At 45.8% G+C, this 18,720-nt stretch carries 15 protein-coding genes and 1 pseudogene; 15 read left to right on the forward strand and 1 reads right to left on the reverse strand.

The window, feature by feature from the left end; genetic code table 11:
- Nucleotides 1-105: 105 nt before the first annotated feature.
- The 4 genes and pseudogenes from H8Z79_RS04665 to H8Z79_RS04680 all read left to right on the forward strand — a co-directional run bounded on the left by H8Z79_RS04665 (nucleotide 106) and on the right by H8Z79_RS04680 (nucleotide 4,415).
- Nucleotides 106-1,482, forward strand: coding sequence for a DUF6034 family protein (locus tag H8Z79_RS04665; protein WP_118039747.1), 1,377 nt, complete (start codon nucleotides 106-108; stop codon nucleotides 1,480-1,482).
- A gap of 123 nt (nucleotides 1,483-1,605) precedes the next feature.
- Nucleotides 1,606-3,399 (forward strand): DUF4209 domain-containing protein, encoded by a 1,794-nt coding sequence (locus tag H8Z79_RS04670; protein WP_118039746.1) that lies wholly within the window; start codon nucleotides 1,606-1,608, stop codon nucleotides 3,397-3,399.
- A 422-nt stretch (nucleotides 3,400-3,821) separates the two neighbouring features.
- Nucleotides 3,822-4,025: pseudogene (locus H8Z79_RS17405) on the forward strand (hypothetical protein); the annotation flags it as partial.
- Nucleotides 4,026-4,142: 117 nt separating this feature from the next.
- A complete protein-coding gene (locus H8Z79_RS04680; RefSeq protein ID WP_117738843.1) occupies nucleotides 4,143-4,415 on the forward strand; it encodes a hypothetical protein in 273 nt (90 codons plus the stop codon).
- A 111-nt stretch (nucleotides 4,416-4,526) separates the two neighbouring features.
- Here H8Z79_RS04680 and H8Z79_RS04685 read toward each other — a convergent pair whose 3' ends face one another.
- Nucleotides 4,527-5,492: an AraC family transcriptional regulator gene (locus tag H8Z79_RS04685; protein ID WP_117738842.1), complete on the reverse strand. Its 966-nt coding sequence runs from the start codon at nucleotides 5,490-5,492 to the stop codon at nucleotides 4,527-4,529.
- A gap of 224 nt (nucleotides 5,493-5,716) precedes the next feature.
- Here H8Z79_RS04685 and H8Z79_RS04690 point away from each other — a divergent pair, with 224 nt between their 5' ends.
- From H8Z79_RS04690 to H8Z79_RS04740, 11 genes are all read left to right on the forward strand, one after another.
- A complete protein-coding gene (locus H8Z79_RS04690) occupies nucleotides 5,717-6,298 on the forward strand; it encodes an MptD family putative ECF transporter S component (RefSeq protein WP_044930260.1) in 582 nt (193 codons plus the stop codon).
- Nucleotides 6,298-7,035 carry an energy-coupling factor transporter transmembrane component T gene (locus tag H8Z79_RS04695; RefSeq protein ID WP_118039744.1) on the forward strand — a complete coding sequence of 246 codons (738 nt, stop codon included), beginning with the start codon at nucleotides 6,298-6,300 and terminating at the stop codon, nucleotides 7,033-7,035. The genes H8Z79_RS04690 and H8Z79_RS04695 overlap by 1 nt, the downstream gene beginning before the upstream one ends.
- Before the next feature lie 5 nt (nucleotides 7,036-7,040).
- A complete protein-coding gene (locus tag H8Z79_RS04700; RefSeq protein WP_118039743.1) occupies nucleotides 7,041-8,555 on the forward strand; it encodes an ABC transporter ATP-binding protein in 1,515 nt (504 codons plus the stop codon).
- Nucleotides 8,552-10,297 carry an ABC transporter ATP-binding protein gene (locus tag H8Z79_RS04705; RefSeq protein ID WP_187002737.1) on the forward strand — a complete coding sequence of 582 codons (1,746 nt, stop codon included), beginning with the start codon at nucleotides 8,552-8,554 and terminating at the stop codon, nucleotides 10,295-10,297. Before H8Z79_RS04700 ends, H8Z79_RS04705 begins: the two co-directional genes overlap by 4 nt.
- 13 nt (nucleotides 10,298-10,310) lie before the next feature.
- Nucleotides 10,311-12,047: an ABC transporter ATP-binding protein gene (locus H8Z79_RS04710; RefSeq protein ID WP_118039741.1), complete on the forward strand. Its 1,737-nt coding sequence runs from the start codon at nucleotides 10,311-10,313 to the stop codon at nucleotides 12,045-12,047.
- A gap of 10 nt (nucleotides 12,048-12,057) precedes the next feature.
- A complete protein-coding gene (locus tag H8Z79_RS04715) occupies nucleotides 12,058-12,429 on the forward strand; it encodes a metal-dependent transcriptional regulator (RefSeq protein ID WP_117738837.1) in 372 nt (123 codons plus the stop codon).
- Nucleotides 12,430-12,624: 195 nt separating this feature from the next.
- Nucleotides 12,625-12,804, forward strand: a complete 180-nt coding sequence (locus H8Z79_RS04720) for a DUF2007 domain-containing protein (RefSeq protein WP_225876922.1) — start codon at nucleotides 12,625-12,627, stop codon at nucleotides 12,802-12,804.
- A gap of 173 nt (nucleotides 12,805-12,977) precedes the next feature.
- A complete protein-coding gene (locus H8Z79_RS04725) occupies nucleotides 12,978-13,655 on the forward strand; it encodes a response regulator transcription factor (RefSeq protein WP_117738836.1) in 678 nt (225 codons plus the stop codon).
- Nucleotides 13,648-14,547 carry a sensor histidine kinase gene (locus H8Z79_RS04730; RefSeq protein WP_118039740.1) on the forward strand — a complete coding sequence of 300 codons (900 nt, stop codon included), beginning with the start codon at nucleotides 13,648-13,650 and terminating at the stop codon, nucleotides 14,545-14,547. Before H8Z79_RS04725 ends, H8Z79_RS04730 begins: the two co-directional genes overlap by 8 nt.
- A 135-nt stretch (nucleotides 14,548-14,682) precedes the next feature.
- Nucleotides 14,683-15,354 (forward strand): ABC transporter ATP-binding protein, encoded by a 672-nt coding sequence (locus H8Z79_RS04735; protein ID WP_118039739.1) that lies wholly within the window; start codon nucleotides 14,683-14,685, stop codon nucleotides 15,352-15,354.
- 15 nt (nucleotides 15,355-15,369) lie between these two features.
- A complete protein-coding gene (locus H8Z79_RS04740) occupies nucleotides 15,370-18,012 on the forward strand; it encodes an ABC transporter permease (protein ID WP_118039738.1) in 2,643 nt (880 codons plus the stop codon).
- Nucleotides 18,013-18,720: the final 708 nt, after the last annotated feature.

Consider the following 18,720-nt stretch of genomic DNA (forward strand, 5'->3'; position numbering starts at 1 on the left):
AATTTGTTTACATCTTGATGAATACATCGGCGAAGCAATATGGTACTCTTTTCTCATAAGAAGAGGGTACCTTTTTTAATACCGAAAGGAAAGGATGGAAAAAGGATGAAGAAAATAAAAATGTTTATGGGAGCCGTTCTGTGTATGAATCTTTTGACATTATCCGGATGTGACCGTGTTGTCCAGTCTGCTGTTGTGGAAGAAAAGGATCAGACAGAACAGAAAAATGAAGAGAAAAAGGAAACAGTTCAGAAAACCGTTGCAGAACAGGTAGAGGCACCGGAAACATACCAGACAACGATCCAGGCAGATCTAAGATCAGCGGACCGGGAGGATAAAGAAACCCCGATGAAATTTACCCTGACAGCGGATGCACCGGTAAAAGTGCCGGATGTAGATGCAATCTGTTTAAAAAAAGTAAAAAGATTGGCGATTCCTGAAGAAGAACAGAATAAAATAAAAGACACATTCGGAAAAGGACAGCCCATGCAGGAAGAGAACGATGAGAATGAACAGGCGGGGATATATACAGTAGATGGACTGACCTATCGCTATTCTTATGTAAAGAGTGAACAGAAGTCTGATGTGGAGGAACTCGAATTTCGGATAGCGAAGTTTATCTTTGATGATTGTGGGGACATGACCCTGGCATCGAACGAGAAAAAAGAAAGGGAAGAACGCTTTCAAAATTATATAAAAGCAGGAAGTGGCCAAATCTCTGAAAAGGAAGCAAAGGAGAAGGTTTCAGGCCTTGTTTCCGGAGCCTGGGAGATATTTGAAAGTTCTTCAAAAGAACTTACAGAAGGAAGTACTACCCTGGAAAAAGATGACTTCATTTTTGAACGGATGATAGACGGGGTTCCGGTTAATTATGTGAGGGAAACCTCTCTGCCTGTTAATGAGCAGGCTCTTGAATGGGAAAATGAGGACGGAACACTTCATGAAGGACAGCCTGAAGGATGGGAAAATGAAGTACTGACAATGGACTTTTGCAGTGGGACACTTCAAAGTTTTCTGCACAGAAATCCCATAGAAGCTTCGAATGCTTCCGATGAGAGGCTGTTCTTACTTCCTTTTGATGAGGTCAGGGATATCTTTGAAAAAACGATCACTTTGCAGGTCATGACAGAAGACAGGAATCGGATGATATCTGTCGATGGAGGAAGCCACTACCGTTATCCGTCCATTGATGCACAGAGTGCAGAGATAACCATAACAAAGGTACAGCTGGGCTATATGTGCATGCCAGACAGTGAAGGCAGCGATACCGAAGCAGTCCTGATCCCGGTGTGGGATTTTTATGGAACCTGGACATCCCAAGAGCCAGAGTATGGAAATGGGGAGGATGGACTGGTCATGGGAGACGTGACGATGGATGATGCAGGTGTTCCACTCCTTACGATCGATGCACGGGATGGAAGCGTAATACAAAGGATTCAGGCTGGATGGGCGGCTTCTATGGACTCTAAGGATATAAAATAGAGTGTGAATTTCAATTCCTAATAAATGATGACAGAAAGACCTGGATTTTCAGGTCTTTCTGCTTTACAGGAAAAAGAAAAATACGTTATACTTTTCCTATAGAAAAAGGTTGGAGGAATATGTATGGCAGAAAAAATGGCAGAACGGATCGCAGAGATTTTAAAAGAACCTAATTTTCAAACGGCAGAGAAAGCACTGACAGATTTCTGCGGACCGATGGATGGGGAATTCAGGAATCTTCTGGTGGATATTATTGTGGAACGATGGATTGATACGCCTAAAGACGTACCGTTTTCCTATGCCCGCAGCATTTGGAATCGGAAAGATATAAATAGAGAAGAGTATCAGGCATTGCTGGAGGAAATCCGAAGCTATCCCATCGCACTGATCAACAAGGCAAAGATATCGGATTTTTTATGGGTTGTGGAAAATGATTTTTCAAATGCTAAAATAGCAGAAACGGCTTATTACGAACACTTGAAGAACACCGGTGCATTTGCAGATCATATCATGGCTATAAACCGGATCTTGTTTATCTCTAAAAAAATCCGAAGCAAGGAAATCAATGAAGAGGTGCGAAAGAATCTGCTGATAAAAGTATTAGAAGAGTATGATAACAGCAGCCACGCAAAAATTGGATATTTGATAAAAACTGCCATGGAGGAAAAAGTGGATACAGGATATCTGATCCCTTATGTGGAAAATATCTTGAAAACTTACGATGATAATAGCTGTGATGCACCGCTCATTGGTAAGTTTTGTGATCTGTTGGAAGAACTCTATTGCAGAAAAAATAACTGGCAGAAGAAAAAGTGTATTACTGAACCTAAACTGATTGCGATACGAAGACGTAAGATTCAGGCTATCCGGATGGAGGCTGAATATGCCGGGGCCTCTTCCAAAGGAAATTTAATGAGAAAGATTCACTATTTGAAAGAGGTTATTCAGTTGTTAAAGACCATACAGGGTACGGAAGAAGAAAGAAAGGCACTGTTGCAGGAAATAGCACAGATAGAAGAAGCTTCCCTTTCGGAGATGATGGTATGGAGTGATAAACAGGATGCCAGCGGCATTGTAAAAGAACTGTTCCGCCAACTGGAAGATCTTGATAAAGAAGAGGCATTATGTTATTTTGCTTCATTTCTTCCGATTCCGGTAAGAGAAAAGGTAAAGAATCAAGTATTAAATAGGACTGGGATCCTGAACACGATATTTCCAGCGGCAATCCTTGGAAAAGGAGGAAAATTAATTGCTAAAAGCAGGCCTGTGAAAAAGCCTGATGGAACAATCGATGAAGGTGCGCTTAAGGATAATATGGAGCGGACAGCAGCCATGGAGATGGATTATTTTGCACAGATTCTGGTGAGAAATACGTTTGAATATATTCGTTCCAGATTTGTGATCGAAGAGAGTGATGTAAAAAAGATTGTAGATGTAAGTTGTGCGATTCCAGAGGGGAGAAAAGAATCGTATACCAAGGGTCTTATGTTTGGCTTTTCAGGAGATTTTTTGACGGCGCTAAGTATCCTGATTCCACAGATAGAAAATGCAGTAAGATATCTGGCAGTGGAATGTGGAGAACCTGTTTACAACATGAATGAAGAAGGGATTGAAGAAGTAAAACCAATGCACGCTGTCTTAGAATTGGAAGGAGTAAAAGAAAGCCTGGATGAAGACCTTATATTTGCTTTAAATACGATTTTCTGTTCAAAATTTGGATTTAACATGCGCAACAATGTGGCACATGGAATGCTGGATGATCAGGCATTCCAGAGCTTTAAAGCTTTGTATATCTGGTGGTTTGCACTGAAATTTTGCTATCTATTCTGCGGAAAATTACAGGAGGAGAATAGAAGCAAAATAAATAAAAAGCTGAAACAGCTGATGGAGAAGAAAGATAATATGGATGAGAATTAATATAAAATGGTTGGACGGATGGTATGGTTTCCTTAAAAAGTGTTCGGAAGTATCTGGCAAGCATAGCGTTTGGATATCAAAACGCACTTTGGGGACGGCCTCAACCCCCGGAATGTGTAGCACTGAGAGTAAATCTATAAATATAATATGAATTATAAAAACACTCCAACTTATTAGTAGTCAGAGTGTTTTTCATAAACATATATTTTTAAATAAAAAACACAATAAAAATCTGATTATCCACTAAAACACAGTATCTATCAGCATTTTCAAGGAAACAAACACATCAATTTACTACTTATTTACTACTAACGAATGAGCCTTGATACGCAAGTTTTCCTAGATATGCAAAGATATGGTACAGCACATCAGTATTGAAACAACAAAAAAATGAATAACTCATAGACTATGGAACGCCTAAAATGACGTTCCTTTTCTATGTCCAGCCGTTCTTATTGGACGGCTATTTTATTACCCAAAATGAAAGGAGCATTAGATTTATGAAAAAGACATTGAAACGATTGTGTACGGGCTTCTTAGCTCTTGCAACTGTCGTTACTGCTTTACCGACTACACCCGTTCATGCAGAAAGTAAGCAATACTGGACGGAGTCAAAAGAGCGTGTTGCTACTGATAAGAACGGCAACAAAGAGATTGAAGCTGGAAAAGAGGTAACAATCATTGATACCGTACAAAGATAGCAATAGAGCCAGTATTCGAAGCTGACTTTAGAGAATGTTCCTATGGATTCCGACCGAAAAGAAGTGCAAAACAAGGTTTTAAAAGAACTCTCTGTAGAGGAAATCTATAATTATTACGAACAAGCAAATATCAAAGAGAAGGAGTGGATCAAACAATTAGTTTTTGAATGCCAAATTGTTCAGGATATTGGTAGAAATATTAGGAAGATCAAAGTTGATAAAACAATATACATTTTAGAAAAACTGGGTTTTAAATGGGCACCTGTTGGAAAAAAAGAATTTATGTCAGCCTATAAAGAAATTAAGAAACTTTGACATTGTGCAATGACAAATATAGGTACGCAAATGATAATAAACTTTTAGAGGGATAATTTTGTATAAAGAATGTGAAATGAATAAAGCCGAGAGTATTAATCTATCTCGGCTTTAGTATTTTTCCAAATTTTTGAATCGTCGATATTCTAAGGGTGATAATCCAAGCTGTTTTTTAAATACAGCTGCAAATTTTCCTTGATTAGAATAGCCAACCTGTTCTGATATTTCGGCAATCGGACGCTTTGTGTTCGAAAGAAGCCTTGCGGCTTCGTTCATACGGATTTCCCGCAGCCAGGTGGATATATTCTGTCCATATACGCCTCTAAAATAATTTTTCAGGCTGGTTTCACTGACCGAAAATCGTTCTGCAATCTGTCTTACAGGGATGTGCTGGCGAAGGTCATCAGAAAGGATTTGTGCCGCCCTTTTTGCAATTTCAACCTGTGTTTCCGTGTAGAAGCCGCAAGTTTTCGGAGGCCGGATTTCCATGTTAAGAAGCCGGTGGAGAAGTTCAAGAGTATAGATTTGCAAAAGGAAGGCAGAGGGTCTTTCGGATAGCCGCCAGAGTTTTTGAAATATATTTTCCAGCTCGCTGTCCGCTTCGTTGATATATGTCTTATGGTTGCCACAATAACTTTTTTCCAGCGTAGGGAGGTCAAGTGAAAAAGATTTCAAAAGTTCACCGCAGGACTGTAAAAGAAGTGGCAGGTCAAAGTATATTTTTATGCCCTGATATTGCCGTGTGGGAAAGATATATTCTTTCTGTGCGGTCTGTTCACTGACACAAAAATCATTTTCCTTCAGGTAAATGTAGGAGCCGTCATCCAGAAGCAATTCACTTCTGCCCGAAACGCAATAGTTAATCAGCAAAGGCTTTAGATTTGAATTTTCATCCGACTCCGGCCATACGGGAGCGTTTACAAAAATAAAAGCCAAAGTCAGCCCCGGAAAGAGCGTATGGAATGTCATGCGTCCCTTGCCATCTGCCCGATCCAAAAGCAATGTGCTGCTATTTGGACTGTTTTTCAAGGTCACACCAGAAACAGCATCGCTGTTTTCTAAAATGTTGTATATCATGTTACGCAACTGCTTCGCCCCTTTCATCACGCAAAATCGCTGATATTATTATACCTGCGAGAAAACTCCCGGTCAATGGATATCTGGCAGAGCGAAAAAACTCCTTGCTATACGGGCTTAAAATACCGATATGTGCATAGAAGCACAGCTGAATTTATGCTATCATTAGGGCTGGTTAGCAAGAACTAACAAAGACGAAAGTAATCATGTTAGGAGGTTTCGCAATGAACAACAAATTGCAAGGAAAGGACTTAATCAACATCGGTATTTTTACGGCGATTTACTTTATCGTCATTTTCGCAGCGGCGTCTATCGGTTTTATCCCGATCTTTATTCCGCTTATCAGCGTGATCGTGCCGCTTGTCGGCGGTATTCCGATGATGTTGTTCTTCTCCAAAATTAAGAAATTCGGTATGCTCACCATCTGCGGAGTGCTGCTGGGTATCATTATGCTGCTGACCGGCATGGGCTGGTGGTGCATCCCTACCGGGCTGATCTTCGGGCTGATTTCCGATTTTATGATGAAAGCCTGTGACTACAAAAATGCCAAGCGCGAAGTGTTGATTCACGGCGTTTTTTCCATGTGGGTAATCGGCGCCTTTATTCCCATCGTTGTGACACGTGACGCTTACTACCAGAACCTGCTCCCCGGCTACGGTCAGGAATATGCCGACACGCTCATGGCCTATATGCCCGACTGGATTTTGCCGGTACTGCTTATTGCTGCTTTCGTCAGTGGTCTTGTCGGTGGCCTGATCGGACGAAAGATTTTCAAAAAGCACTTTGAGCGGGCGGGAATTGTGTAATGAGCCGCGAACTTCTTGCAAGTCAAAAAAACAATCGCGGAATTTTATTAGACCCCCGGACAAAACTGGCGGTACTGATTACCATAGCTGTCTTTATTTTAGGCGGTTCGTATGAAGGCATCATGCAGTATTACATCATCGTGTTGGCGGCGATCCCGCTGTTACTTTTGTCAACGGCCAGAAAATGGAAAGGCGCTGTTCTCTATATCCTGATTTTTGGAGGCAGTCTGTGCCTGGAAATGTTCGGTCTGTCACGACTGGCTGGCGTAGCAAACTACATCGCGGTAGCCATTGTTGGCATTCTGCTGAGGTTCACCCCCAGCGTGGTCATGGGATATTTTGTGGTAACGACAACCACGGTCAGCGAATTTGTTGCGGCGATGGAACGGCTCCACCTGCCGCAGCAGATCACCATTCCCATGTCTGTGATGTTTCGCTTCTTTCCCACGGTTGCGGAAGAATGGAGCGCCATTGGGGACGCCATGCGGATGCGTGGCGTCCGCTTTGGCGGTGGTAAAGCTGGTACGATTTTAGAGTATCGGATTGTTCCCATGATGATCTGCTCCGTCAAAATCGGAGAGGAACTGTCCCAGGCAGCCCTTACGCGGGGATTGGGAGGCCCGGTAAAACGGACGAATATCTGTAAGCTGGGTTTTCATGTGCAGGATGTTATTTTCCTGCTGATCTGTCTTGGAGCATTTGCAACGCAAATCTATGTGCTTGCCGCAAGGGGGTGAAGGAAATGATTGAATGTCAAGATGTGTCCTTTTCTTATCCTGCCAGTACCCTTCCCGAAAGTGAGAGGCAGGCCGGTGGCGCTTTGAAACATATTTCCTGCACTATTGAGGACGGTTCTTTTGTCCTGCTCTGCGGGACTTCCGGCTGTGGGAAAACAACCATGACCCGGTTGTTTAACGGCTTGATCCCCCATTATCATGAGGGGACTTATACCGGCTCCGTCTATCTGGATGGAAAGGATACCCGTGACCTGTCACTGTTTGATATTTCTCTGAAAGTCGGTTCTGTATTTCAAAATCCGCGTTCTCAGTTTTTCAATGTGGACACGACCAGCGAACTGGCTTTCGGCCCAGAGAATCACGGCATAGCGGAAGATCTTGTGCGTGACCGTGTAAAGCGTGTAGCTGCACAGCTAAAGTTGGAGCCGCTGCTTGATAGAAGTATTTTTTCTTTGTCCGGCGGTGAAAAGCAAAAAATCGCCTGCGGATCGGCAGCAGCGATTGACCCGGATATTTATGTGCTTGATGAGCCATCATCCAACCTTGACGCATACGCTATCGCTGATTTCAGACAGCTACTCTTTACTTTGAAATCGCAGGGAAAGACCATCATCATCTCTGAACATCGGCTGTATTATCTGTCCGGCCTCTTTGACCGTGTCCTGTACCTGAAAGATGGAGAAATCGAAGGTGATTATACAGCAAAGGAATTTTGCGGCCTGTCGGCAAGACAGCGCGATGATATGGGATTGCGCCCTCTTGATCTTGCGGGGCTTTCAGAAGTTGAAGGCACGCCGCAGAGAATGAATGAGGCGGTTTGGACGATAAAGAATGTGTCCTTCGCCTATAAGCATGAGCCGGAAACCTTGCATATAACGGAAACCTCTTTCCCATCCGGCAGCGCCACGGCCATCATCGGACATAATGGTGCTGGAAAATCCACATTTGCCCGGTGTCTATGCGGATTGGAAAAGCACTTCAAGGGAACAGTGCAGGATCAGAGCAAGACTTATTCCAGAAAAGAACGATTGAAACTCTGCTATATGGTCATGCAGGATGTGAACCACCAACTCTTTACTGAAAGTGTTCTGGATGAAATTCTGCTCAGTATGGGAACTGAGGATAAGCAGAGGGCAAGAGAAATCTTGCAGGAGATGGACCTGCTGCCTTATGAGGACTGCCACCCGATGGGACTGTCCGGCGGCCAAAAGCAGCGCGTGGCGGTTGCCTCTGCGATTGCTTCGGAGCGGCCTCTGATTTTATTTGATGAACCGACCAGCGGTCTTGACCTGTTTCACATGAGGCAGGTTGCCAATGTTGTTAATCAGGTGGCGAATACTGGAAGAACTGCGCTTGTGGTAACGCATGACCCGGAATTTATTCTACGCTGCTGCAATTATGTCCTTCACTTAGAAAACGGGCAAATTCAGGAAAGTTATTCCATAGAGGACAGCGATGGCCGAGAACGCCTGCTAAAGTTTTTCCTGAGTGATATGAAGAAGGAGGTGTCCACAGAATGAAGGAGGAAAAGAAAGAGTCGCCCATAGGCGTCTTATGGGGATGGGGCAAGCTATATCACGGGAAATTCATTGGCAGTGTTATCCTTGCGGTATTAGGCGTGGCCTGCCAGATGGTGCCCTATTTCTGCGTGGCGCATATTGTCACAATGATGTTGTCTGGGGAACAGAATTTTTCCCGCTATGTGACTGCTGGTATTATTGCACTGTGCGGCTACTTTGGAAAGGTGCTGTTTTCCTGTCTTTCTACAACGATTTCCCACACAGCGACCTATTACACGCTACGCGATCTGCGGGAGAATATCACCGCAAAGCTGGCTCGCGTCCCGATGGGGACGATTTTAGATACTCCGTCCGGCCAGTATAAAACGACGATTGTTGACCGGGTTGAAGGCATGGAATCGACCTTTGCGCACCTGATCCCGGAAATGACCGCAAATGTGCTGGTGCCTTTGGTGATTGTCGTATATCTGTTCGTTATGGACTGGCGCATGGCGCTCCTGTCCCTTGTTACGCTGGTGGTGGGCCTTGCTGTCATGTCCGCCGGTATGAAGAATTATCCCGTCAAATGGGAGGGCGCGGTTAAAGCGGGAAAGCAGATGGCAAACGCCATTGTAGAATACATCGGCGGGATTGAGGTGGTAAAAGCGTTCAGCCAGTTCGCCGGTTCCTACAAAAAATATTCTGACGCGGTGAATTATAACGCCAACTATTATGTGAACTGGATGCGTGAAAACCAGAAAACCATGAGTGCCTACAACGCCATCCTGCCCTCAGTGCTAATCTGCGTGCTGCCCTGTGGCTTCGCGTTCTGGCTCTCCGGCAGTCTGGAGCTTTCCACCTTCCTGTCCATTGTGATTTTCTCGCTGGGCCTTGTTGGGCCGATTATTGCGGCCTTTACCTTTACGGACGATTTGGCTGTACTGGGGACAAATGTGGAAGAAATCAGCCAGCTTCTGAACGCCGAAGAACTGAACCATAAAGAAACGCCGATCAAGCTGGAAGATACCGGCATTTCTCTTAGGTCTGTGTCGTTTTCCTATGACGGGACAACAGAGGTTTTGCATGATGTGAATCTCGCCATCCACCCCGGAACCATGACCGCCCTTGTAGGGCCGTCCGGCTCCGGCAAGTCTACGGTGGCGAAGCTGATTGCCGGGTATTGGGATGTTACATCCGGCAGCATTACCCTCGGCGGCCATGAGCTGAAGGATATGCCGCTGTCTGAAATTGCAGACCAGATATCCTATGTATCTCAGGACAACTACCTGTTTAACCGCAGTATCCGGGAGAATATCCGCATGGGAAGACCCAGTGCCACGGATGCAGAGGTGGAGCAGGCAGCCAAACAAAGCGGCTGCGACGCCTTTATCCGCAAGCTGGATAATGGCTATGATACGGTTGTCGGCAGCGCCGGTTCCCATCTTTCCGGCGGTGAACGCCAGCGGATTGCCATCGCCCGCGCCATGCTGAAAAATGCGCCGGTTGTCATTTTGGACGAGGCAACTGCCTATATCGACCCAGAGAATGAGGCGCTGGTGCAGAAAGCCATTTCCACTTTAACTGTCGGCAAGACCCTGATTGTGATCGCACACCGGCTGTCTACCATTGTTGGCGCAGATAACATCGTTGTGGTGAAGGATGGAACCATCCACGCACAGGGTACGCATGAGAAGCTGCTGGAAACCTGCCCCCTCTACCGGGATATGTGGCAGGCGCACATCGGCGCGAAAGACCAGATGTAAGGGGGGTTGTCAGATGTATGGAACATTGAAAAAAATCTTTGCTTTTGCAGGCAGCAAAAAGGGGCTTCTAAAAAAATCCCTGTTATTCTCATTCCTGTCCGGGCTGTTTTCAGCCATGCAGTTTGCCGCCCTCTTTGTAGTGATCGGCGCGTTAGTATCTGACAACCGGGACGGAAAGTTTATCTGCATTTCGCTGGGAATTATGGCCGTTTCCCTCATTGGGCGTATCATCACGACCTATTTTTCCACGATGGAGCAGACGGAAACCGGCTATTGCATGGTGGCGGAAAAGCGTATCCACATCGGAGATCGGCTGCGCTACATCCCGATGGGCTACTTCAACATGAATAGTATTGGGAATATTACCGCCATTGTCACAACAACTTTGGGTGATGTAGAGAACTCAGCAGCCCGTGTCCTGGTGTCAGTGCTGGGCGGTTTTTTCAACTCGGTTGCCCTCGTCATCGTCCTGTTGGTATTTGACTGGCGGATCGGTCTTGTGGCCACTGCCGGTGTCCTGATTTACCTTGCGGCGGCGGAACTGGCGCTTCGCAAATCAGCCGCGCTCAGCGGTGTACGCCAGCACACACAGGAGTCCCTTGTGGAGTCTGTGTTGGAGTACATTCAGGGGATGGGGATTGTTAAAGCATTTGGACTGGAACGGGACAGCACGCAGTCTATCGGCAGTGCATTTAAGGCGAGCTGCCGGGATAACCTGAAATTGACAAAGGCCAGTGTTCCCTATGACGCTATCAAACAGGCTGTTGTCCGAGTGTTCAGCGTCCTGTTACTTTTGGCCTCGGTCTGGTTCTGGCTGGACGGCTCCCTGCCGCTGGCCTACGGTCTGATTTTGGTGATTGCTTCTTTCATGGTGTTCAACGATTTGGAGAACGCCGGGAATATGGCCTCTTTGCTGCAAATGCTGGCGGCCTCGATGGATACGGCAAACTCCATTGATGACACGCCGGTAATGGACGAGAAAGGCGCTGATATTACGCCGAAGTCCAGCGAGATCGTGTTTAACAAGGTGGATTTTTCCTACGCAGACCGTAAGATATTAGACCAGGTCAGCTTTACCATTACAGAAAAAACGACTACGGCCATTGTCGGCCCTTCCGGGGCAGGAAAGACAACGATGTGCAACCTGATTGCCCGTTTTTGGGATGTGAATGCCGGGAAGATTACCATAGGCGGTACGGATGTACGAGATTTCAAGCTGGACAGCCTGATGAAGAATATCTCGATGGTGTTCCAGAGCGTGTACCTATTTGCAGATACGATTGAGAACAATATCAAGTTTGGCTGCCCGGATGCTACCCATGAACAAGTGGTTGAAGCGGCGAAAAAGGCTTGCTGCCATAACTTTATTTCTGCCCTGCCGGATGGCTATGACACCGTGATTGGCGAGGGAGGCGGTACTTTGTCCGGCGGCGAGAAACAGCGGATTTCCATCGCCCGCGCCATGCTGAAGGACGCACCTATCATCATTTTGGACGAGGCAACAAGCAGCGTTGACCCGGAGAATGAGGATGAATTGCAGCGGGCTATCGAGGCATTGACCCATGACAAGACCATCATCATGATTGCCCACCGTCTGAAAACCGTCCGCAACGCCGATCAGATCCTTGTACTGGACAACGCTCATATCGTCCAGCGCGGCACTCATGCGGAGCTGATCCAGCAAAAGGGCCTGTATGCCGATTTTGTATCGGCCAGACAGGAGGCCATCGGCTGGAAGCTGGCTCAGTAAAGGAGGACTTATGAACCTTTATGCATCTGGAGAAGATTATTTAGAAGCAATTTTGGTTCTCTATAAAAAATTTGGAAGCGTCCGCTCGGTAGACATCGCTCGACACATGGGAGTATCAAAGCCAAGCGTATGCCATGCAGTTAATGTCTTATGTGATGGCGGTTTTCTTACAAAGGACGATAAGCACTTCATTTCTTTAACAGAGGAAGGGCGAAAGGTTGCGGAAAAAATTTATGAACGACATAAATTTTTTAAGGAGCAGCTTATATCTGCGGGAGTAAGACCTAATATAGCGGAAACGGAGGCCTGCCGTATTGAACACTGTATCAGTGACGAATCGTTTCTTAAACTAAAGGAACATCGAGAAAAAGGCAAGGGATGATGGCGAGAACTTACCTATAATAATATAGAAGGTCTTTTTATGATTTTCTACTTATTATTTTGCGTTTCACGTACAGAAAACGTATGTAATAAGTAGAAAAGAAAAAAGGAGAGAAAAGAAACTTCCCAATCTAAGACAGAATGGACAAAGATTTATAATGCACAGAATATAGTAGAGACAGAACAGCTCGTAGAAATGTTAAAGCAAAGTGAAATAGAAGCTTTTTCCCAGGAAGCAGGTGCGAATGTTGCAATGCATGGAGCACCTGGATTTGGAATATATGGTGTGAATATATTCGTGAAAACCGATGATGCAGAGAAGGCAGTACAGCTGATCAAGGAGATTAATAACCAAGAGAATGAAGAAATTTTTTGACATTGTCACATATGCGTGCTAATATGATTATAGAAAAAGTGTGCTGCCGATAAACGGTTAGTCCACATACTTAATTGATTGAAAATAACCGTTCACTTCACGCTGGAGCGGTTATTTTTTTGTCTTGTTATTATCTTTGCCGAATACCTTTGAGTAACGAGGGAGTGAGATATATGGAGCAATTATTGATTGTTGAAGATGATATTGGTTTGAATCAAGGTTTATGCAAAGCACTGAAAGTAGATGATCGGAAAATCATTTCCTGCCAAGACCTGAAAACGGCGAAGGAGCAGATGCTTTGCGGCGGTGTATCCCTGATCCTGTTAGATATCAATCTGCCGGATGGCAGTGGGCTTGAATTGCTACGGGAGGTCAAGGAAAACACACCCGGGATTCCTGTTATTCTGCTGACTGCCAATGATACCGATCTGGACATCGTGGACGGACTGGAGAGGGGCGCTGATGATTACATTACCAAGCCCTTTTCTCTTTCGGTTTTGCGGGCAAGGGTGAATACCCAACTGCGAAAGCAAGCGTCAAGCCATAAAAATGCACCGATCCATATTGATCTATTTCACTTTGACTTTGAAGCAATGACCTTTTATGTGGGAGATTCAAAAGTAGAATTGAGTAAAACAGAACAAAAATTACTGCGTCTGCTTGTTGAAAACCGCGGTCAGACCATGACGCGTGGAAACCTTATAGACAGGATCTGGACAGATGGTGCAGAATATGTGGATGAAAATGCTTTGTCTGTTACGATCAAGCGTTTGAGGGATAAGCTTGGGGCACAGAAATACATTAAAACCATCTATGGAATCGGTTATAGCTGGGTGACAAAAGATGAATAAAAGCGGCATCATGATCATACTGCTGTGTTCTCTGGCGGCGGTAGCTGTTGTATTATGGGAGCGGAGAAAGGTCAGAAAAACGATGGAAGAAATCGAAAGGATGTTGGACGTTGCCATGACCGGTTCTTTTTCTGAAATCACTTTTGATGAAAGCCAGCTGTCTGCTTTGGAAACAAAGTTTGCACACTATCTTTCTGCCGCAGAAGCATCTTCTCGAAATATGGCACAGGAAAAAGAAAAAATCAAATCCTTGATTGCGGACATTTCCCACCAGACGAAAACGCCGATTGCAAACCTGCTGTTATACAGCGAGCTTTTGATGGAGGAAACTCTGCCTGCATCGGCAAAGGAAAACGTGGAGGCACTGTACAAACAATCGGAAAAGCTACGATTTCTGATTGATTCTCTCGTAAAACTTTCCAGACTGGAAAATGGGATCATTTCACTTTCCCCTCAGCAAGCATCACTTCAGCCGCTGCTTGAAAGCGTAGTAGAACAATATGCCGCCAAGGCTTCTGGAAAAGGATTATCCATATATCTGTACGATACAGATATTTCCGCTACATTTGACTTCAAATGGACAGCGGAAGCACTGGCTAATATTGTAGACAATGCCATCAAATATACGGAGCATGGAACAATCACGATTTCTACCGTAAGTTACGAAATGTTTACAAGGATCGATATATCGGATACCGGTTCAGGTATCCCGGAAAACGAGCAGGCAAAGATATTTTCCCGTTTTTATCGTTCAAATGCTGTTCAGGAACAAGAAGGGGTTGGCATCGGCTTATACCTTGCCCGACAGATTATATCCGGTGAGGGCGGTTATATCAAGGTTGCTTCCGTTCCGGGAAAAGGAAGTACGTTTTCCATATTTCTGCCGAAATAATAACAATTCTATCAAAATTGTTAGATTTCATTTTCCGCCGGAAAGAATATGGAAAGAATCCTATGCGATAATCTGTATGTATCAAAGGATCGTTTCCTTTCATACATACAGATTTTTTCATGGAGGTACTCGTTTATGGAGGTTTTACAGGCAAAAGACCTGAAAAAGATTTATGGCTCCGGCAATAACGCAGTTCATGCGTTGGATGGAGTTGATTTAAGTGTAAAGAAGGGCGAATTTGTTGCAATTGTCGGCACATCCGGCTCCGGCAAATCCACGCTGCTGCACATGCTGGGCGGGCTGGATCGCCCTACAAACGGCACGGTCATGGTGGACGGACAGGATATTTTCTCCCTGAAGGAGGAGGCGCTGACCATCTTCCGCCGCAGAAAAATCGGCTTTGTATTTCAGAGCTACAATCTTGTTCCGGTGCTGAATGTATATGAAAATATCATTCTTCCCATTGAACTGGATGGTGGAAAGGTAAATAAATCTTTTGTGAAGCAGATCGGGCAGACGCTTGGATTGAGTGACCGTCTGGATGCACTGCCCAATCAGCTCTCAGGTGGTCAACAGCAGCGGGTAGCCATTGCCCGTGCGCTGGCGGCAGCACCCGCTATCATTCTGGCAGATGAACCCACCGGCAATCTGGATTCCAAAACCAGCCAGGATGTATTAAGTCTTTTGAAAGTCACCAGTCAAAAGTTCTCCCAGACAATCGTAATGATCACTCACAACGAAGAAATTGCACAGATGGCAGACCGCATTATCCGTATCGAAGATGGTCGGATCGTCTCCCAGAACTAACGGGAGGTGGCTACGATGAATGTCAAAAATCGAAAATGTATTCGAAAGCTCAGCTTAAAATCTCTTTATGCGAACCGTCGCCGCAATCTGATCGCTATTTTTGCCATTGCGCTGACAACGCTGCTATTTACTTCCATGTTCACCATTGTCTTGTCGCTGAACGCCAGTTATGAAACCTACCAGTTTCGGCAGGTAGGCGGCTATGCGCATGGCACCTTTAAGGATGTTTCCCCCGAGCAGGCGGAACGCATCGCTGTCCACCCAAAGGTGAAGGCTACGGGGGCACGGAAGGTAATCGGTATCACTGCGGAGGGGGTCTTTGCCAAAATACCGGCAGAGATCAGCTACATGGATGCCAACTGCACCAAATGGAGCTATGCCACCCCTACTACCGGACGGATGCCCGAAAGCGGCAAAGAGGTAGCCATGGATACGGCAGCGTTGCAGCTGCTTGGCGTAACGCCGGAGCTGGGCGCCGAGGTCACGGTTTCCTATTCCATTACGGACAAGGATCAAACCGCCTTTACTGTAACAGATACCTTTACGCTGGTGGGCTATTGGGACTATGATGAACTAATGCCTGTTCATTACATCAACATCAGCCGTGATTACGCAGATGACATCGAAGCGCAGGCAGTGAAAACAGGTTTACAGCCTTTCCGCACCGATTTGAATGTCATGCTGGCCTCCGGCACAAACATTCAAGGGCAGATGGAGCAGGTGGATACCGATCTTGGTTACACATGGGACAGCTATACCGATACCAACAGCGTCCGGATCGGCGTCAACTGGGGATATACCTCATCCCAGCTGGAGTCGCAGCTCGACCCGGAACTTGTGATTGCCATAGCAGCTTTTTTGCTGCTGGTGATTTTTACCGGGTATCTTATCATCTATAACATTTTCCAGATCTCTGTTGCGGGGGATATCCGGTTTTACGGACTTCTGAAAACCATTGGCACAACGCCCCGGCAGCTCAAACGCATCATTCGCCAGCAGGCACTTCTGCTTTGTCTGATCGGTATTCCGGCGGGGCTGCTGCTGGGCTACGGCATTGGCGCTGTTTTGGTTCCTGTTGTCTTGCGCTCCACCCGGTTGGATGCAGGCATCACCACCATCAGCACATCGCCTGTGATCTTCCTTGGTTCTATGCTGTTCGCCTTGTTGACGGTGCTCTTGTCCTGTTCCAAGCCCGGAAAAATGGCAGCTAAGGTCTCTCCGGTGGAGGCTACCAAATATACGGATGTGATGCAGACCAAGAAAAAACGGCGCAGCATCCGGGGAGCAAAGCTCCATCAGATGGCCTTTGCCAATCTGGGACGAAACAAGAAAAAGACGGTGCTGGTGGTGGTGTCTCTGGCACTGTCGGTGACACTGTTCAATGCGCTGTGTGCCTTTGTGGGCGGCTTCAGCATGGAGAAGTATGTATCCGCCATGACCTGCGCCGATTTTATCGTCAGCACGCCCGACTATTTCCGTTACAACCCGGCAGATGAATTCATCACGCCAGAACAGATCGAGGAGATCGCAGCAAACACAAAGGCCAGTCTTTCCGGCACGGGATATGCTGTGCGAAAACCCGCCTACCTGTGGATGACGGAGGATGCTCTGCGGCAGGACTATGCAAGGTACGAAAGCGCCGAGCAGTTGGACAGCCATATGAGCCGTCTGGAGCACCGGGGCAATATGGTGATGGGAGATACCAGGATCGAGGCTCTGGATAACAGTCTGTTTGACAAGCTGCAAGTATTCGACGGAGATATTTCTCCCATGTTGGAGCCGGACAATAACGCCATTGCCATTGCGGTTTCCTTAGATGACTACGGTAATCTGCCCAATCTTGAATACTACCCCAAGGTGGGAGACACGATCACCGTTACCTATGCGGACGATGTGAAATATATCGACAGCCGCACCGGGGAACTCACCGAAGATACACCGGAGGAGTACTTTCAGGCAAAATTGTATGGAGCCAGAGATGTAGAGTACACGGTCTGCGCCTTAGTAGAACTTCCGAATTCCATGAGTTATCGTTATGGTGGTATTGGATATGACGTAGTTTTGTCTGTGGACACCGCACAGAGGGACAGCGGTGGTGCAGCCATTCCGATGCTCTACCTGTTCGACACAGCGGACGAAGTTGACGAGGCCGAAGCAGAGCAATATCTATCGAAGCTCACTGCCGGTGAGTTTTCGCCCTTGATGTATGAAAGCAAGGCCACGGCTCGCTCTGAATTTGCTCAGTTCCGGCAGATGTTCCTTCTGATAGGTGGTATCCTCTGTGCTATCATTGGGCTGGTGGGACTCTTAAATTTCTTCAACGCCATGATGACCGGTATTCTTTCCCGCCGCCGTGAATTTGCTGTGCTTCAGGCTGTAGGAATGACAAACCGGCAGCTCAAAACCATGCTGATCTACGAGGGGTTGTTTTACGCAATGTCTTCTGTAGCGGCGGCCTTTGTGCTTTCACTGGCGGTGGGACCGCTTGCGGGGAAAATGCTGGGCAGTATGTTCTGGTTCTTTGAGTATCGGTTCACCGTTCTGCCTGTCCTGCTGACAATTCCGGTATTTCTTCTGCTTGGGTGGCTGATTCCTTGCATGATGTATGATAACACAGCGAAATGCAGCATTGTAGATCAGTTAAGGGATGCTCAATAATTGTTAAGCCAAAATTAGCCCTCTGTCAATGAAAAGGCTGAGGGCTGGAATTCAAATAATAATCAAAGTGACCATTACACTGGCCAGCGGCAAGAAACAGGTCATTTCCGTTACTGTGCAAAAAACAACACAATGAGATCATTGATGAATGAAAACTGTTTCATGGTACGGATTGGGCGCAGAACACTGATTGATAAGAAAAAATTTCAGAAATGGATAGATCGGCAGTCTTGAAAGGTTTTTGGGGTTGTGTTAAAATTAAGTCCAGTGCCATGCATGATCATCTATTGTTATTAGAAAAAGGATGGTAATGTTATGGGAAAAATCTAAAAGGAAAAGAAATAGGTAAGGGAATCCGACAAAGAAAAGATGGGCGGTATGAAGCCAGAATCACAATTAAGGGTTCTGGCAAACCGCCTTTTTCTATCTATGGAACAAATCTTCAGCAAGTGAGAAAGCAAAGAAGCATGTATTTAGCGGAGGTTCTCCCAGGTGTTCCAGGCTTTGATTCGAGTATGTCCGTTTTAAAATGGTATGAGAAATGGATGGAACTTTATAAGGTTCGGAATCTTAAAGCAACCACGATAAGAAATTATGAAGAAAAGTATGGAAAAGAAAGCTGATTTTGCTGATGAAATGAGATTTTAGGAAGAGGTTTAAATATTTGGAAAAAGCAAGAAACATTGAAGAAGAAAAAAAAATGGGTCA

Origin of the sequence: Blautia intestinalis (assembly GCF_014297355.1) — a bacterium.
GTDB lineage: Bacteria > Bacillota > Clostridia > Lachnospirales > Lachnospiraceae > Blautia_A > Blautia_A intestinalis.

Excerpts from the sequence above, each read along its gene's own strand:
- H8Z79_RS04665 (WP_118039747.1), top strand. The coding sequence starts at position 106 with ATGAAGAAAATAAAAATGTTTATGGGAGCCGTTCTGTGTATGAATCTT.
- H8Z79_RS04670 (WP_118039746.1), top strand. The coding sequence starts at position 1,606 with ATGGCAGAAAAAATGGCAGAACGGATCGCAGAGATTTTAAAAGAACCT.
- H8Z79_RS04680 (WP_117738843.1), top strand. The coding sequence starts at position 4,143 with ATGGATTCCGACCGAAAAGAAGTGCAAAACAAGGTTTTAAAAGAACTC.
- H8Z79_RS04685 (WP_117738842.1), bottom strand. The coding sequence starts at position 5,492 with ATGATATACAACATTTTAGAAAACAGCGATGCTGTTTCTGGTGTGACC.
- H8Z79_RS04690 (WP_044930260.1), top strand. The coding sequence starts at position 5,717 with ATGAACAACAAATTGCAAGGAAAGGACTTAATCAACATCGGTATTTTT.
- H8Z79_RS04695 (WP_118039744.1), top strand. The coding sequence starts at position 6,298 with ATGAGCCGCGAACTTCTTGCAAGTCAAAAAAACAATCGCGGAATTTTA.
- H8Z79_RS04700 (WP_118039743.1), top strand. The coding sequence starts at position 7,041 with ATGATTGAATGTCAAGATGTGTCCTTTTCTTATCCTGCCAGTACCCTT.
- H8Z79_RS04705 (WP_187002737.1), top strand. The coding sequence starts at position 8,552 with ATGAAGGAGGAAAAGAAAGAGTCGCCCATAGGCGTCTTATGGGGATGG.
- H8Z79_RS04710 (WP_118039741.1), top strand. The coding sequence starts at position 10,311 with ATGTATGGAACATTGAAAAAAATCTTTGCTTTTGCAGGCAGCAAAAAG.
- H8Z79_RS04715 (WP_117738837.1), top strand. The coding sequence starts at position 12,058 with ATGAACCTTTATGCATCTGGAGAAGATTATTTAGAAGCAATTTTGGTT.
- H8Z79_RS04720 (WP_225876922.1), top strand. The coding sequence starts at position 12,625 with ATGTTAAAGCAAAGTGAAATAGAAGCTTTTTCCCAGGAAGCAGGTGCG.
- H8Z79_RS04725 (WP_117738836.1), top strand. The coding sequence starts at position 12,978 with ATGGAGCAATTATTGATTGTTGAAGATGATATTGGTTTGAATCAAGGT.
- H8Z79_RS04730 (WP_118039740.1), top strand. The coding sequence starts at position 13,648 with ATGAATAAAAGCGGCATCATGATCATACTGCTGTGTTCTCTGGCGGCG.
- H8Z79_RS04735 (WP_118039739.1), top strand. The coding sequence starts at position 14,683 with ATGGAGGTTTTACAGGCAAAAGACCTGAAAAAGATTTATGGCTCCGGC.
- H8Z79_RS04740 (WP_118039738.1), top strand. The coding sequence starts at position 15,370 with ATGAATGTCAAAAATCGAAAATGTATTCGAAAGCTCAGCTTAAAATCT.